The following is a 17,117-nucleotide window of genomic DNA, read 5'->3' on the forward strand; positions in this document are numbered from 1 at the left end:
AGTTTTACGGTCATATCAAGGCTCATTCAATCGTGGTAAATTCGTGGTAAGATGAGTGTTTTTCTATACTTCAAAATGCTTGAATGTATAGTGTTTATGCGGATAATTGAAAATTAGATATAAAATTTTTCATAAACTCAATATAAGGAGGGTAAAGATGGAACAGGCTATATTAAATTACATAAATCAACAGACCGAGAATATTGACTGGAACGATCTCGATTTCTTAACGTTAAATGCAATATCTTTGGAAGTAAATAGAAATAAAAAAGAAGTTCAAAAGACCTTATTTGAATTGAATAAAAATGGAAAAATTATAAAGATAAATACCCATCCAATTATTTATGTTAGTCGTTTAATGTTGGAAAAAAAGTATAATACTAGTATTTCTGAAAATGTGTATGAAACCTTAGATGAATTGCTTAAAGATATAAGGTTCAGCAAGATCGATTCTTCATTTCATGAATTGATAGGGTATAATGGATCCTTGAAATCTTGCATAAATCAATGTGTTGCGGCAATTCAATATCCAGGAAATGGGCTACCCATATTACTAATGGGATCTTCAGGTACTGGTAAAAGCTATATCGCAAGACTGATTTATGAACATGGGCATTCCATAGGACGAATAAAAGGAGATTTTATACCAGTCAATTGTTCTGAATACAGCAACAATCCAGAATTATTTTTAACAAATGTATTTGGATATAAAAAAGGCTCGTATACAGGAGCAGAGAAAGATAATCAAGGAATTTTACATTATGCCAATAACGGAATACTTTTTCTAGATGAAGTACATGGATTGCCTCCAGAGTGCCAAGAAAAAATATTTCAATTTATGGATAGTGGTTCATATCACATGGTTGGGGATAATGTGCAATGGTACAAATCAAATGTTCAAATAATTATGGCTACGACAGAAAATCCGAATCAAGTGTTATTAAAGACATTATTAAGAAGAATTCCCTTAATTGTTCAGATTCCAGATCTAAATGATCGACCACTTCAAGAAAGAAGAGAATTGATTCACTATTTATTCACAAAAGAAGAAAAACATGTCGGTAAAGAAATTCAATTATCTAGAATGGTTTATCATGTTTTACAAGCTACTTCTTTTACAGGGAATATTGGTGAGGTAAAAAACATCATAAAAACCGCTGTTGCCAACGGTCTTTTAAAATCCCAAAAGGATGAAATTATTCATATACATATTAATGATCTTCCACCAAAATTTTATAAAAAGGGAGCCAATATATTAGATGATAAAGTTATGTTAAGCGTGAAACAGCTTCTTAATAAAAGAGAAGAAAATCATAATTTTTATCAGTTTCATTATGATATAATCAATCATTTGAAAAATAATAAACATAGTTTTTTAAATGAAACAGAAAAACAATATATTTATGGAAAAACTAAGATCTATATTGATTTGCTGTTTTATGATCTTAAACAAGATGAAATATATCAAAACAACATTAACTTAGATTTCATTACACAAGTGTTAAAAATAATAGAAAACAAATATCATTCAAAACATTTTACGAATAGTGAAATTGAAATTATCTATAAATTGGTTGCATTTTCAGCAGACATCCTAACATTGAATAAAAAAGCATTAGACGATGAATCAGTTAGAACATGCTATAAAAAAGTATTGGATTATTTTCTTGTTGACGAGAAAATTATTGAGGATTTTTATGAATTGATCAAAGATACGGTTTTGATAGAAAATGTTGATATTTTTAAATTGGACCTATTATTGTTATTTGTGTATTTTTTGAAAGATTTTAATGATCTGACAACTGCGAGTGTGATCATAGCCCATGGATATTCCATTGCCAGTGAAATGGCCAATAATGTAAATCATCTGTTGGAAAGACATGTTTTTGATTCTATTGACATGCCATTAGATTGTGATTTTAAAGATGTAGTGGATAAATTGATCATATATTTAGATGGCTTGTCTAAAAAAAGAAACGATGTCATAGTGTTAGTTGATATGGGATCATTAGAAAATATATACAGATATTTATCATCATATCCATTTAATATAGGGATCATTGATAATGTAACGACAAAACTATGTTTGGAAGTAGGAACAAAATTAATTCAAAATGAATCCATTATAAATGTTCTGGAGCAAGCAAGCTCACAAAATGTTAGTCATTATACATTGATAGAGAAAGAGAAAAAACAAGAGATCATTTTGACAATTTGCGAAACTGGATTGGGCATGGCTAATGCTATTGCGGATTTGGTAAAACAAAGTTTGCCAAAAAAGATTGATATTTTAATTATTCCATATGATTATCAAAGCTTGGTTGCCGAAGGGAAAAAGTTACCTTTATTTCACACTTATCATGTTTGTTTTATTTTAGGAACAACAGATCCTAATTTAGAAGGAATTCCATTTTTATCCATATTTGAGATCATGGATCAAAGAAATGCAAATTATATTCAGGGATTGATGAAAAACTATTTTAGTGATTCTGAAGTTTCTCAGTTTTGCAATGAGCTATTGAAGAACTTTACTATTGAAAATTTAAAAAATTATTTAAATGTGATTTCACCGCAAAAAATAATTGATGATATACAAGCATTTGTAAATGATGTGCAAAAAGAATTGGATATTCAATTAAATTCGAACTTGACTTGTTGTTTGTATATTCATCTGGCTTGCATGGTAGAACGAATCTTGCTTCATGAAGAAATCAACCGATTTGAAGCACTGGATACAATTATCAATCATAATCAAGACTTCTTTAAAAAGATAAAAAAATCTTTTAAGAGAATAGAGAAGACATACAATATACAAATACCAGATCAGGAAATAGCTTATTTACATGAATATATTTATTCAAGATATGAAGGATCAAAAGAAATCACTGATGAAATTCTTTCGGATCTTTTCAATAAATAGATTTGATAAGGACGAAATTCGGGTAACCAAATAATTTAGGGGACTCGGCCAGAAATCTAGGGGAGAATTTAGGGGACTAACCAATGATCAAAAATTTTCTACTCCCCTAAATTAAAAATTCAGCTGTAAAAGGAGGGTGAAATTGCCCTCCTTTTCATATCTCCCAGTCTAGTATTGATTCTGTTGATATTATCTTAATTTGGTCTTATTGTAACAGCCGCGTTTGGTCCCGTTTTTCTTGAACTCAGACCTGGCTCTTGGGACTCCCTTGATAACTGGATTCCTTCGCATGCTTAAGAGGATGCGGTTTCGTGTATAATCAAAATCAGAGAAGCCTCGTGCGTTTCTCTTATAATCTGGTGATAGCATAAAAATAGGACAAGAAAAATAGAGAAGTCCAAAATCATCGTGGTACAATGTCATAGAAGAAAGCATAAAAAATAAGGAGAAAGTCTATGGCAAACAAAAGAAGACAGTTTGATCTGCAGTTTAAGAAAGATGCTGTTCGGTATGTGGAGCTGCATCCAGATATCAGCCATGAACAATGCGCAATGAATTTAAACATTGGTCGAAGCACCTTGTCACGCTGGTTGAAGGAAGCAAGTGAAAATGGAGGCGAGGCAACCTTTACCAGTTCTGGAAACTACGGTAATGAACTGGAAAAAGAAAAGGCGAGACTACGCAGGGAATTGAAGAATACACAGGATGCTCTTGATATCTTAAAAAAAGCCATCAGCATTCTGGGCGACTGACTGAGATACGATACCGTTTGGTCCATGAGGAAAAGGAAAAGGATCCAAATTTCGATGTTTCCGGAGTGCTGGCAAAACTTCAGGTATCCCGTTCCGGCTATTATGCCTGGCTGCATCGCATCAAAAGCAGGCAGCAGATTCGTAAGGAAGAAGTCCAACAGAGGATTGTAGAAATCTATAATGAAAATCATAAAATTTATGGGGCTCCTAAGATCACTGTGCTCTTAAATCGCGAGGGCTGCCAGATTTCACAGCGGACCGTCAGCGTCTATATGAAAGAGATCGGTATCAAGGCCATCTGGATCAAACCATGGACACGAACCACGCTGAACAGTGATTTCAGCACGAAATTAGAAAATATTTTAAAGCGTGAGTTCAATCCAACTGAGCCGAATGCCGTATGGTGTACAGATATCACATACATATGGACGCTTTCAGATGGCTTTGTCTATTTGACAAGCGTTATGGATCTGTATTCCAGAAAGATCATCGCATGGGTGCTGACAAAAACGATGGAGGCCGAGGAAGTGCTGCGCTGTATACGTATCGCGATACAAAGGAGAAAAACCGACAAACCAGTTGTGGTACACAGCGATCGGGGAAGCCAGTATGTATCCAGGCTATACCGAATCTTGATGAAAAACATGAGATGCAGCTATTCAGTGAAAGGGACGCCCTGGGATAATGCATGTATCGAATCATTTCATTCGATCATCAAACGGGAATGGCTGGATCGAAAAGTGATATTTGATTATGATCATGCCTACGAACTATGTTTTGAATATATCGAAACATTTTATAACACGGTGCGAATCCATAGCCATTGTGGCTATGAATCCCCAAACGAATATGAAAAAAATTGGGAAAGCGATAAGCATTGATAATATTCTCTATTTAACTTGTCCATTTTCTTGACATAGGACCAAGTTGGCACAAATTGTTGCTAATAATAGGGTGAATAAAAAAGAGAAGGAGGTGAATTATGACAAAGAAAATCATACTTGCATCACATGGTCGATTTGCTTCAGGAATGCTAAGTGCAGCAAAAATGATTATTGGAGAGTTGAAAGGAGTTGATAGCTTTGATTTAGAAGATTACGAATCACCATATGAAATTTATAAAAATATAGAACATGCTATGAAACAAGAAAAAGATACAGTTTTTTTGATTCTAACAGATTTACTTGGTGGTAGCGTAAATAATCAGTTACTGGAATTATGCACAAATAAAAATGTGTATGTAATAGCAGGAGCAAATTTAGGGATGCTATTAGAATTGTATTTAGCTGATGATAATAAAGAAATTAGGACCATTATTAAAGATTCGGTAGAAGCATCAAAGCAAAATATACGATTTTTTGGATATCCTATCAACGACTATGTCGATCATAAGGAATTAATGGAGGTGAATTTATGGTAGTGATCCTAAGAGTTGATGATCGATTATTACATGGTCAAGTAGCCTTTTCCTGGTTAAACCTTCTTGGGCCGGACGCTATAGTTATAGCCAATGATGAAGTTATGACTAACGAGATTCAAAAAACTGCAATTAAGATGGCTAAACCAACGGGTGTGAAAATGTCAATACGTTCGCTTAAGGGAGGCATAGATCTAATAAATGATGAAAGAGTCCGAAATCTTAAGTTGTTTGTTGTTGTAAAAACGACAGAAGATGCATTGGCATTGATCAATAGTATTCATGAACATATTTCTTTAGTGAATATTGGAGGCTTGTCTAATCGAACTAAGGGAAATAACAAAATTGTAAAAGGCGTATATTTGTCTGATCAAGACATAATTAATGTAAAAGAAATTATGAAAAAAGTAGATAAGGTTGATGTAAGAATTGTGCCAACCGATCCTAACAAGAATATTGCTACTTTAATTTGAGAAAGGAGAGTTTATGTTTTTAAATGCTTTACTTGTGTCATTGGCAGTAGGTGTTTGTTACTTTACAAACGAATGGTTCTGCCGTTTGTTCAATGATAAACCAATTATTATTGGTACTATTGTTGGTTTTTTGCTAGGAGATCCAGTTACAGGAATTATCTGTGGTGGTACATATGAATTGATTTTTTTGGGAGCTGTAAATATTGGTGGAACTGTACCAAGCGATGCTTTAACAGGAACCGCTATTGCCACAACTTTTATCATTTTAACAGATATGGATATTGAAGAAGCGATGGCTTTAGCTATCCCAGTAGGGCTTTTAATGGGTCAGATACAAATGATGACATTCATCATTCCAAGTTTCTTCAATAGTTATATAGATAAATTGATTGAAGATGAAAACGATAAAATGTTTGGCTGGATGGTAGCTTTAACATTATTGATGAGATGTTTCTTTGAATCATTCTTGACTTTTTTGGCTATTTATTTAGGAACCGATATCATTACTTCTATAATGAACGCACTTCCAGAAGCTGTTACTGGAGGTTTAACAGTAGCAGGTGGTATGTTAGCAGCTGTCGGATTTGCTATGTTATTAAGAATGATCTGGACAAAAAAATTAGCTGTATATTTCTTTGTTGGATTCTTCTTAACAACTTATTTAGGTGTACCAACATTAGGTATCGCTATTGCCGGTGTATTGTATTGTATCATCCGTTATTATACATTGATTGATTCTCCAAAAAATTTGATGAATCAAAATGAAAATATGGCAATGGAAGGAGATGACTTGTTCAATGACTAAGAAAAATTCGATTTTATATTTGAATCCTGAAGATAAAAAGATGATCAATTCTGTTGCATGGAGAATGATGGTAGGAAGTGCACCTTATCAATATGAAAAGATGCAGGCATTGTCTTTTTTATACGCAATGGTACCTGTAGTTAAAAGATATTATAAGGATGATAAAGAAAAAAGAATCGAAGCTTATAAAAGACATTGGGAATTATGGAATACAACACCACAGGTAGCTGGATTGGCAGCCGGATTAGCTGCTGCAATGGAGAGAGAAGCTTCTATGAATCCGGATTATGATGTTAGCAGTATCAATGCAACAAAAGTTTCATTGATGGGACCTTTAGCAGGAATTGGTGATTCGATTTTCTGGGGATCTTTAAAGGTAATCGCAACTGGTATTGGTGTATCTTTTGCACTTCAAGGGAATATCTTAGGACCTATTTTATATTTCCTTGTTTATAATATTCCTTCTTCTTTAGCTAGACATTTGTTACCTGTCATAGGATTTAATTTAGGTACTAGTTTCTTTGACAAAATGAATAAAAATGGAATCATGCCATTTTTAACAGAGTGTTGTAACATTGTCGGACTTATCATGGTGGGATCTATGGCTTGTACAATGGTTACTTTAAAAATTCCATTTGTATATGAGGCAGAGGGTGCAACGATCAATGTACAAGAAATCTTAGATTCAATCTTGCCAAATGCTTTACCACTAGGGTTGACATTGTTGTGCTTCTGGTTATTAAAAAAGAAAAATGTATCTCCAACCATTCTTATTATTTTATTGGTTATTCTTGCAATCGCATTGCATGCAGTAGGAATTCTTTAGTCATATTGAATAATTATAAAAAATAAAGGAGGAAATTATGACAAAACAGGAAATTATTGAAAGTTTAAAAGGAGGATTAATTGTATCTTGCCAGACAGAGCCAAAAGATTGTATCCATGAGGATGGCAGAACAGTGGTAACAATGGCAAAGGCAGCTAAATGGGGTGGAGCTGTCGCTATTCGCTCCAATAGCCCTGAACAAGTAAAAGCTATTCATGAAGCTGTTGATCTACCTATTATTGGGCTCGATAAGATTTATTATGATACGATGGATAGAGTTATTATGACGCCAACTATTGAACATGCCAAGGCTTTGTGGGAAGCTGGGGCAAGAATCATTGCATTAGAGGCAACAGATCAGCTTAATCATTTGGGTGTTCCAACAAGAAATTTGATTCCAGAAATCAAAAAAGAATTACCTGAAGCTATTATTTTTGCAGATGTTGATACTGTTGAAAACGCTATTGAAGCTGCCAAATTAGGAGCGGATTTTGTTGCTCCAACACTTGCTGGATATACAAAGGCTACTGCATATATTACAGAACCGCCAGCATATAGAGAAGTTGCAGAAATGTGTAGAGCTGTAGATGTTCCTGTTATTATGGAAGGACATGTATATGATCCAGAGTCTGCTATGAAGAGTTTATATCTTGGATGTTATGCTGTAGTAGTTGGTAGTGCTATTACCCGCCCACATTTTATTGTAAAAAGATTTACGGATCTACTAAACAAATTCCCTAAAGATTCAAATTGGAGAGATGATGAACGAGCTTGGCAAGGACCAATTACTAAATTAGAAAAATAATCTATAAATTGTTTCCTCTACATAGATATGTGTCTTTATGTAGAGGAAACCTTCTGTAAAGTCAATTGAAGGAAATTAGAAAGGAGCAATATATGACAAAACAAGTTGATGAAGGTTTATCTGGAAGAAATAATGTTGAAATTGAGTCGAAATTACCATGTGAAAAAAGTGTTGAAGAACAATTGGAAGTAATGGAAGAATATACAAGAGTTCATAAAGCTACCCATGGTATGCCTAAAGGAATCCGAGAAATTCAATGTATGAAAGTTTTGTATCCTAGAATGTTTAGGACAAGGAAAAAAGAGGATTTTTTTGTTGGTAGATATGATGCTCTTCCAATTGGGTTTGGTGCTGTTACTTCTTTAGGTGGAGTAGGACATTATTGTGTTTTTGGAAAATTAAATACTTTTCAGGAGAAATTGAAAGATCCTAAAGATAAAGAACGAATTAATAAGTTGATTGATTATTGGGTAGATCATGATGTAAAAGGTAAATTTGCTAGCAAATATAATGACAAAGTTATCAATAAAGTATTCTCAAATACAGCCTTGACGGCTCCTTGTGAAAGTTCTGCGCGATTGAGCGGTATGATGTTGGATTACAATAAACTTGTTGAGAAAGGAATCGCCGGATTAAGACAGGAAACTTTATCAAGGATGTGCGATGATCCGGATAATGAATTCTATTTAGCTGTATTGGATGCTTTGGATCTGTTTACTGAATGTTGTGATTTCTATATTGAAAAAACAGAAAAAGAATTAGAAAACGAAAAAGATCCAGAGGCTCAAGAAGATCTAAAAACAATCATTCAATCTCTACAGGTAATTCGTAATGATCCACCAGAAACTTTCCATCAGGCACTTCAGATGATCTGGTTATATACAGCTTTAGCTGGAATCATCAATTACGGAAGATTGGATGATGTTGTAGGAACTTTCTTGAAACATGATTTAGATAGCGGTCTGATTACATATAGCAAAGCTAAAGCATATGTAAAATGTTTATGGACATTAATTGAAAATAAACGTACTACTGTTAATGGTCGAGTTATCGTTGGAGGTAGAGGAAGAAAAGATCCTGAAGCGGCCGATATTTTTACTAGAATAGCTTTAGATGTATGTCATGAATGCCGATATGTAGAACCACAGTTTACACTTCGATTATATGAAGATACACCAGATGATATTTTTGATAAAGCGATGGAATGTTTAGCAGATGGAGCAACATATCCTACTTTATATAATGATAAGGTACATGTTCCAGGTTTAGCTCATTGCATGAAGATCAGTGAAAAAGAAGCTGAGCAATATGCAATGTTTGGATGTGGTGAAATGAATATTGTCGGAAAGACAGTCGGTACCCCAAATGCAACGATCAATCTTTTAAAGACACTGAATATTTTCATGAATGATGGTGTGGATCCATATGATAATGTCTACAAAGGAGATGGCGTAGCATTAAAAAAGATGAAAGACATCAAATCATATGATGAATTCTATCATTATTATCTTTTGTTAGTTGATCATTATTTAGATATCTTAGCGTATAGCCAGGCTAAATCGTATGAAGTTATGAATGAAGATGTGGATTTTGTGTTTAATAGCATTCTAATGGATGATTGTTTGGCTAAAGGAAAACCTTTATTAGACGGCGGTGTTAAATATTTAGGCGGATGTTGTGAAACCTTCGGAAATACAAATGCAGCGGATGCATTGGTCGCAATAAAAAAACTGGTATTTGAAGAAAAACGATATTCATTAACTGAAATCAATGATGCATTATTGGCTGATTTTGAAGGCTATGAAAAAATGCGTAAAGACATGTTAGATTGTCCAAAATATGGAAATGATGATGATTATGCCGATTCTGTATATTTAGATTTATATAATCATATTTCAAAATATACACGTATGGCTGGAATCAACAACGGATTGCATCATTATGGTATCGTTATTATCAACAATCAAACAAATACAGAATGGGGATTGCGCACAAGTGCTTCTGCCGATGGTAGAAAGAATAAGGTATTCTTGAATCCAAGCAATAATCCACAAGGTGGAGCAGATAAAAAAGGCCCTACGGCTGTTCTAAAATCAATATCTAAAATTGACTCTCGTTTCCATTTAGGATCGGTTCAAAATATTAAATTCCAGACAGATTTCTTTAGAAATAATATGGATAAGATCAAGTTATTATTTAAAACATATTTTGATCGACTAGGTGGATGTCAATTGATGGTTACGGTTGTTGATGCCGGCGCATTGGAAGATGCAATGGTGCATCCTGAAAAGTATCCAGATTTGATTGTAAGAGTCAGTGGATTTAGTGCCGTATTTGTAAATTTGGATAAAGAAGTTCAAAAAGAACTTGTAAGTCGAACTTTAAATGCGAGGTTTTAATTGATGAAAGCTAATATTATGGAAATCGAAAGATTTGCAATCCATGATGGGCCCGGTATTCGAAGCGTTGTTTTCTTACAAGGATGCCCACTTAGATGCCCATGGTGTGCAAATCCGGAATCACAAGAAATCAAACCTCAGTTGATGTATAACGAAGAAAAGTGTGTACGGTGTGGTACATGTGTAAGGAACTGTCCTCAACATGCTATAAAAATAGAAAACTTCAAATTAGTATTTGATCGTGACGCTTGCATTCATTGTAAAACTTGTGAAAATAATTGTCCTGCAGGTGCAATTAATTTTATAGGGGATGCAGTAAGTATCGATGACATAGTTACAGAAGTATTAAAAGATAAACCATTTTATGAAGAATCTAATGGGGGCGTTACGATTTCAGGAGGAGAACCTTTTGTACAATATAATGCTTTAAAAGCATTGTTGAATAAGTTTTTTGAAGAAGATATTTCTGTAGCAGTTGAGACGACAGGGGATACACACTGGAAAAATATTGAAGACCTGATTCCGTATATTGATTATTTTCTATTTGATCTTAAATTTCCAACTGCCAATAGAATCAGTTTAGTGACGAAAGGAAATGGAGAAAGAATTTTAGAGAATCTAAAGAAGCTTGCTTCAAAAGCTCCAGAAAAAATCACTCTACGAGTACCAGTAATACCAAACTATAATTATGATGAAAGAACCATTCGCAAAATTATAGACATTGGAGCAGAGTTAAAAGTAAGTCAAATCCATCTGTTACCTTATCATACTTTAGGTGTATCTAAATATGATCAACTTGGTAAAGAATATGATCTTAAAGGATCTAAGATGTTATCGAAAGAAGATTTAAAAGATCTAGTGGACTACGGAAATTCTAAAGGTATCCATACTCAAGCAGGAGGATGATCAAAACAAAGATTAAGGAGTTTGAGTTGTATGAAAAACTATATTTTTACAAGTGAGAGCGTTACCGAAGGACATCCGGATAAAGTATGTGATCAAATTGCGGACGCGATCTTAGATGCAGCTCTTGAACAAGACCCATATTCTAATATGACCGTAGAATGTACGATTAAAGATGATTTTGTATTGATCTATGGAGAAGCCAATACCAAGGCCAATATCGACTATGCGGCGATAGCCTTGGCAATGATCAAAAAGATTGGCTATGAAGAGGAATATCATGTTCATGTAGTGGTGAACCAGCAAAGTCCAGAGATCCATAATGCGGTCAATCGTGATGATGTATGTGCTGGGGATCAAGGAATCATGTTTGGCTATGCATGTGATGAAAGTAGAGAATATATGCCATTGCCAATCTACTATGCACATAAACTGGCGATGCAGCTGGCAAAAGTGAGAAAGAAAAATCCAAAGTTGAAACCAGATGGAAAGACCCAAGTGTCGGTAGAATATGAAAATGATGAGATCAAAAGGATCGATACGATCGTTGTATCTACTCAACATGCAGCCGATGTATCGCAAGAAGAAATCAAAGAGATCGTCATGAATGAGGTTATCAAACCATGTATCAATGAAAAACTATTGGATGAGAATACTAAATATTTCATCAATCCAAGCGGAAGTTTCGTGATAGGAGGATCATTTGGGGATTCTGGAACGACTGGAAGAAAGATCGTATGTGATACATATGGAGGACGAGGAAGGATCGGAGGAGGATGTTTCTCCAGCAAGGATCCAACCAAGGTTGATAGAAGTGCAGCATATTATTGCCGATATGTCGCAAAGAGCATCGTAGCTAATAAGCTTGCAAGACGAGCAGAGATACAGGTATCGTATGCGATTGGAAAGAAAGAGCCGATCTCATTATGTGTGGATACTTTTGGAACAGGGAAATATGAAGATGAGAAGATCCTTGAGATCATTGAGAATAACTTTGATTTCAATGTTGATAACATCTTAAAAGAATTGGATCTTAGAAGACCAATCTATCTAAAAACAAGTTGTTATGGACACTTTGGGGATCCTCGGTTTCCATGGGAACAGATCAAGGAATTAAAATTATGAAAGCAGTAATATTTGATATGGACGGAGTTCTAATCGATTCAGAAGCATTACATTTATATGATTTTCGAGTTTTTCTTCAAAAACACAACCAAAATTTAACAAACGATGAATTAAGTGAGTTTGTTGGATTAGATGCAAAAACATTTATTGGACATTTGCAAGAGATATGGAAACCGGTATCTCCGCTACCATCGATTGAAGAAATAAAAGAAGGATGTAAATATCCCTCTGATTCTTTTCAAGACATGTTAGTTCCACATGTTCGGTTTATCCTATCACATTTAAAAAAGAATAATATTAAGATTGCAATAGCGTCATCCTCTCCTTATAACATTATTTACAAAATGCTATCCATAAATGATATAGATTCTTATTTTGATGTGATTGTTAGTGGAAATGATGTTCAAGCAAAAAAGCCATCACCGGATATTTATTTTGAAACGTTAAAGCGTTTAGAACTTCCTTCTAATGATTGTATTGTAATTGAAGATTCTTTAGTCGGTATCCAAGCTGCGATCAATGCTAGACTGTATGTGATTGCTCTTAAAGAAAATAGATTTTCGGTAGATCAATCCAAAGCTGATTGTATCGTGAATGATCTAATTGAAGCATGGATTCAAATAGCCCATATTTTTGATTTATCAATGCTAGATTAAAGATTAGTGGATTTGAATTGATGTGATCTCATATTCTACTATTTGAAAAAAGAGTTGTAACGAAAATGATTTTAGCCATTCATTATAAGCGGAGTTGTTTGGGTAACCAAATAATTTAGGGGACTCGGCCAGAAATCTAGGGGAGAATTTAGAGGATTAACCAATGATCAAAAATTTCCTGCTCCCCTAAATTAAGAATTCAACTGTAAAAGGAGGGCGACATTGCCAATGTCATTAAGTTAAGATTAATGACGGATATAAGGGGTGCATGAAGATGTGCCCTCTTTTTTTATTCTTCAGAATTTCAATAAAAATTCTGCAAAAGTTGTTGACAAAAAGTTAAAACCGTGAGGCCTATTATTCATTCCAATATGAATAATAGGCCCTTTGTTTATAGGTATACGTCTTGGAGGTACTTATGAACAAATTCAAATCGATCAAAAAACAATTAAAATTCTGCATTCAATCCATGGAAGCTTCTTCCTCTCTGTTTGTTGTCAATCCTGAAAGAGATTTTACCAGAAGAAGAAAACATCTTTTCGGAAACACGATGATGAATGTCCTGCTGCTCGAGGCCGGTTCCTTGAAGGACGAGCTCTTCGGCCTGTTCGGATATACATTGGATGTCCCATCCGTCTCTTCCTCTGTTCAGGCCCGGGATAAGATTCGTCCGGATGCCTTTTGCACATTGTTCAAAAGATTCAACGAAAAAACTCATACACCGGTCTTACATAAGGGTTTTCGATTACTGGCAATCGATGGCTCTGTGTTGCCTGTCAGTAATGCCATGCAGGACAAAGAAACGACCGTCCTGAAACAAAATCATACCGATGTCCCTTTTTCTGCTTACCATATCAATACAAGCTATGATCTTCTAGAACACACTTATGATGATGTCCTGATCCAGGGGTAGGCACAAATGAACGAGAATGGGGCCTTCAACCATATGGTGGACGGATACCATGGACCGAAAGCCATATTTATCGGGGATAGAAACTATGAGTCCTTCAATTCTTTTGTGAAGGTGGAAAAATCGAAGAACAAATTCTTGATACGTGTAAAGGATATCCATTCAAAAACCAGTGTTTTACGCAGCCTGGGTCCGTTCGAAGATAAAGAGTTCGATGTCCGTGTAAAAAGAATACTGACCTATAAACAAACCAAGGAGATCAAGGAGCATCCTGAGATCTATAAATTCGTACCCAGAAATCAAAGATTCGAATATTTTGGTGATGGTCCTTACTTTGAATTTGAGTGCAGGGTCGTTCGATTCAAGATCAGTGATGACACCTATGAAAGTATCGTGACCAATCTGGATGAAGATGAATTCTCATTAGAAGAGATCAAAGAGCTGTATCGTATGCGCTGGGGTATCGAGACGGCTTACCGGGAAATAAAGTACGATCTGGATCTGAATACACTGCATTCCAAGAAAAGGAATCTCATACAACAGGAGATCTATGCGAAACTGCTCTTATACAACTTCTGCAGGCGGATTACCCGAGAGGTAGAAATCAAGGAAAAGAAGCGGAAATACGAATATCAGTTGAATTTCGTAAGAGCCTACCACATCATTCGGTATTTTTTAAAAGAAAAGAGCAGGAAGATCCCGCTCCATATTGAGTCAATGATAGCCAAAGAGATCCTGCCCATCCGCCGTAATCGCCAGAATCAGCGGAAAGTGAAACCCAAATCACCAGTATCGTTCAACTATCGATATGACTAACGCTTATATTATATATTTTTAAAAATGTAGTGGCAACACTACAAGTTTTGTCATGCCTTTAAATAAAAGAACCACCTAAACGTTAAAATGGACCCTGTAAAACGGACACCAGAAAAAAACCACCCAAGAGGATGAAAGCTGGATTCTGTATTACAGGATCCTTTTTACTTAGAAATATTCTCTGTATAGTTTAGTTTCTTTTAGAATGCTGGATGTGTTTAATATAGTTTTTATTTCTTTATTATAGAGTAGTGAGTGTTTCTCGCTTTCCCATTTTGTTTTAAAAGGTTTTCTTTCACTAATCTTTGAAGGATCCTTGTTGCAGTAGATGCACTTACTTTAAGCAATGCCATCACATCGTTTCTTGTTAAAACACCTTGAACTCTAGCATATTCGAGTACTCTTTCTTTGTCATCTAGGATATTTTTATCTCCAGTAACTGAATTTGTAGTGGCTTTTATATTTGAGCTGGTGATATTTCCTGTTTCGTATTTGGCATTTATGTTAGGCAAAATAATTTTAAAGGCGTTCTTTGTCGTTTCAATTTTAGGTTTTTCTTCTTTGCCTTCATACGCTTTCATTATTTTTCTCATTCCAGTGCCATAAGCTTCAATCAGATGCAAGCGATAAAACACATTTGCCAGTTCCTGATTGCGGCATATAGAAAGACCGACCATTATATCTTCAAGATCGATCCCCGATATTAATCCACCGATGGATACAAATTCAATTCGATCTGCGTAAATGCTGATCAAGGCGCTTGAACTAAAGGAATAATCACGATGAACCAACATATTTAAAAGCGCTTCTCTTACTGCAACTTCAGGGTAATCACGGACATCGATCCTCAAAAGTTTTTCTATCGTTGCACGGGTCTGGTTGTGTAAATCAATAAAGTCGTATACTTCATTCATTTGTTTTAGAAGTGAGCCGCTAAATTCTCGTCGATCTTTAAATACCATTTGATCTGTCCCTTGAAAAACAGCAACTTTGATCGTATGAATACATTGGTCAGATAAAAGTAAACCTAAGTTAGTGTAAAGACCGTCTTGATCTATTAATTTCAAAGTTTGCATTTGTTTTGAGCCAAATTCTATCTTACGAAGATCAAATTCTTTTTTTGTGGCTTCAAAGGTAAGATTTTGATTTAAAGAGCGCATCGCTTCAAAGCGATCTCCATCTGTTTCTTTGATCATACGTCGAATGGCATTATCAGTGGCCGGCACTGAAGAGTAACCTTGTCTGACATATACGCCTTCTGGGCGCATTCCTTTTTTGGCAAGATAATAAGGCCGGTCTGTTCCTCGCTGAATATCTATGGCAATAATTTCTTTTCCCTCTTTTTCGATGGTTTCATAATGAACAAACATTGTCACATCTGGTTTGATCGTATCTCTAACCATATTACTTATCTGCAAAGAAACATTGTCCGCATCATCTACACCAATCACTGTCCCATCATCTTTAACACCGATATACAGTTTTCCGCCATTACAGTTAGCAAAAGCGATAATTTCCTTTTTAATTTCGTCTGTAACGATTTCTTTTAATTCAATCGTTTCACTTTCCCTAAAAAGCATATTAAAGGCCTCCTTCGCATTGTTTTGACACAGATATTGTATCAAATCGAGTCAATCGGGTCAATCGAGTCAAACTAATTCGATTTCGCGATGCAATTTGATTCGATTTTGATACGGATAGATTATTTTATAACCCCATCATGTCTTTTACTAACCGATCACTCATCTTAACGGTTCCGACAAGAATCAGCATATTAAATACGATCTTGCCAATATAGCTCCATAACATACTGACAGCACTTGCATCGGTATCAATGACAGGTGGTGCTGAGGCAAAAGCTGAGAGGATCACACATACCAGCACGATCATTACTCCTTCAAGACAAACTCCGGCATAAGATTTCATGAAAGTATAGGCAATGTTTTGAGTTGCCTCACCAGCCGATGCAGAAAGCGGGATAGGAGAGATAGCTGTATAAATGTATGACCTTACAAGTAAACCTCCTGGAACCATTGAGCTTAGATGATTTCTACCCACACTTAGTGCAGATGCTTCTATTTTTCTATTTATAATCTTTTATCTCACCAAATTGTTTTTGCTTTTCTAATAAATAAACTATCTTGTTAAAGAATTTAGTTACTTCATATAAAGTGTTTCAGGTTGGTATAGGTGCGGTTCGATTTTGCCTTGTAGACAATCAATTTATCATTTCATCGAAAACATTCTATAAAAAATAAGATAAAAAATTTCTCTTTATAAAGAAAAAAAGAGAAATTTTTTTAATTTTCA

General features: G+C 34.9%; 16 protein-coding genes. 14 read left to right on the forward strand and 2 right to left on the reverse strand.

Annotated elements, in window-relative coordinates; genetic code table 11:
* Positions 1-157 precede the first annotated feature (157 nt).
* From PND65_RS02255 to PND65_RS02320, 14 genes are all read left to right on the forward strand, one after another.
* Entirely contained in the window at positions 158-2,920 is a 2,763-nt protein-coding gene (locus PND65_RS02255) for a sigma 54-interacting transcriptional regulator (protein ID WP_271990499.1), read from the forward strand.
* Between the two features lie 455 nt (positions 2,921-3,375).
* A complete protein-coding gene (locus PND65_RS02260) occupies positions 3,376-3,672 on the forward strand; it encodes a transposase (RefSeq protein ID WP_271990501.1) in 297 nt (98 codons plus the stop codon).
* Positions 3,673-3,689: 17 nt separating this feature from the next.
* Complete coding sequence (locus PND65_RS02265) at positions 3,690-4,553, forward strand: IS3 family transposase (RefSeq protein ID WP_271990504.1); 864 nt, start codon at positions 3,690-3,692, stop codon at positions 4,551-4,553.
* A 101-nt stretch (positions 4,554-4,654) separates the two neighbouring features.
* Entirely contained in the window at positions 4,655-5,092 is a 438-nt protein-coding gene (locus tag PND65_RS02270) for a PTS sugar transporter subunit IIA (RefSeq protein WP_087159077.1), read from the forward strand.
* Positions 5,086-5,562 (forward strand): PTS sugar transporter subunit IIB, encoded by a 477-nt coding sequence (locus tag PND65_RS02275; protein WP_195191620.1) that lies wholly within the window; start codon positions 5,086-5,088, stop codon positions 5,560-5,562. Before PND65_RS02270 ends, PND65_RS02275 begins: the two co-directional genes overlap by 7 nt.
* Positions 5,563-5,575: 13 nt before the next feature.
* Positions 5,576-6,367 (forward strand): PTS mannose/fructose/sorbose/N-acetylgalactosamine transporter subunit IIC, encoded by a 792-nt coding sequence (locus tag PND65_RS02280; RefSeq protein ID WP_015536464.1) that lies wholly within the window; start codon positions 5,576-5,578, stop codon positions 6,365-6,367.
* Positions 6,360-7,193, forward strand: a complete 834-nt coding sequence (locus tag PND65_RS02285) for a PTS system mannose/fructose/sorbose family transporter subunit IID (protein WP_015536463.1) — start codon at positions 6,360-6,362, stop codon at positions 7,191-7,193. Before PND65_RS02280 ends, PND65_RS02285 begins: the two co-directional genes overlap by 8 nt.
* 37 nt (positions 7,194-7,230) lie before the next feature.
* The gene (locus PND65_RS02290) at positions 7,231-7,998 is read left to right on the forward strand and encodes an N-acetylmannosamine-6-phosphate 2-epimerase (RefSeq protein ID WP_015536462.1); all 768 of its coding nucleotides are present in this window, start codon (positions 7,231-7,233) and stop codon (positions 7,996-7,998) included.
* A gap of 92 nt (positions 7,999-8,090) precedes the next feature.
* Positions 8,091-10,397, forward strand: a complete 2,307-nt coding sequence (locus PND65_RS02295; RefSeq protein ID WP_271990506.1) for a pyruvate formate lyase family protein — start codon at positions 8,091-8,093, stop codon at positions 10,395-10,397.
* A gap of 3 nt (positions 10,398-10,400) precedes the next feature.
* Entirely contained in the window at positions 10,401-11,303 is a 903-nt protein-coding gene (locus PND65_RS02300; protein ID WP_015536460.1) for a glycyl-radical enzyme activating protein, read from the forward strand.
* 30 nt (positions 11,304-11,333) lie between these two features.
* Positions 11,334-12,425 (forward strand): methionine adenosyltransferase, encoded by a 1,092-nt coding sequence (gene metK, locus PND65_RS02305; protein WP_271990508.1) that lies wholly within the window; start codon positions 11,334-11,336, stop codon positions 12,423-12,425.
* Positions 12,422-13,081 (forward strand): HAD family hydrolase, encoded by a 660-nt coding sequence (locus PND65_RS02310; protein WP_161129513.1) that lies wholly within the window; start codon positions 12,422-12,424, stop codon positions 13,079-13,081. Before metK ends, PND65_RS02310 begins: the two co-directional genes overlap by 4 nt.
* A gap of 418 nt (positions 13,082-13,499) precedes the next feature.
* Positions 13,500-13,994, forward strand: coding sequence for a hypothetical protein (locus PND65_RS02315; RefSeq protein ID WP_271990510.1), 495 nt, complete (start codon positions 13,500-13,502; stop codon positions 13,992-13,994).
* Between the two features lie 6 nt (positions 13,995-14,000).
* Positions 14,001-14,807 carry a transposase gene (locus PND65_RS02320; RefSeq protein ID WP_271990513.1) on the forward strand — a complete coding sequence of 269 codons (807 nt, stop codon included), beginning with the start codon at positions 14,001-14,003 and terminating at the stop codon, positions 14,805-14,807.
* A 230-nt stretch (positions 14,808-15,037) separates the two neighbouring features.
* Here the strand turns inward: PND65_RS02320 and PND65_RS02325 are convergent, their stop codons facing one another.
* Positions 15,038-16,387, reverse strand: coding sequence for an RNA-binding domain-containing protein (locus tag PND65_RS02325; RefSeq protein WP_271990515.1), 1,350 nt, complete (start codon positions 16,385-16,387; stop codon positions 15,038-15,040).
* A 127-nt stretch (positions 16,388-16,514) separates the two neighbouring features.
* Positions 16,515-16,865 (reverse strand): hypothetical protein, encoded by a 351-nt coding sequence (locus tag PND65_RS02330; protein ID WP_271990516.1) that lies wholly within the window; start codon positions 16,863-16,865, stop codon positions 16,515-16,517.
* Between the last annotated feature and the right edge of the window lie 252 nt (positions 16,866-17,117).

The sequence above is a fragment of the Faecalitalea cylindroides genome (assembly GCF_028321995.1).
GTDB classification, from domain to species: domain Bacteria; phylum Bacillota_I; class Bacilli_A; order Erysipelotrichales; family Erysipelotrichaceae; genus Faecalitalea; species Faecalitalea cylindroides.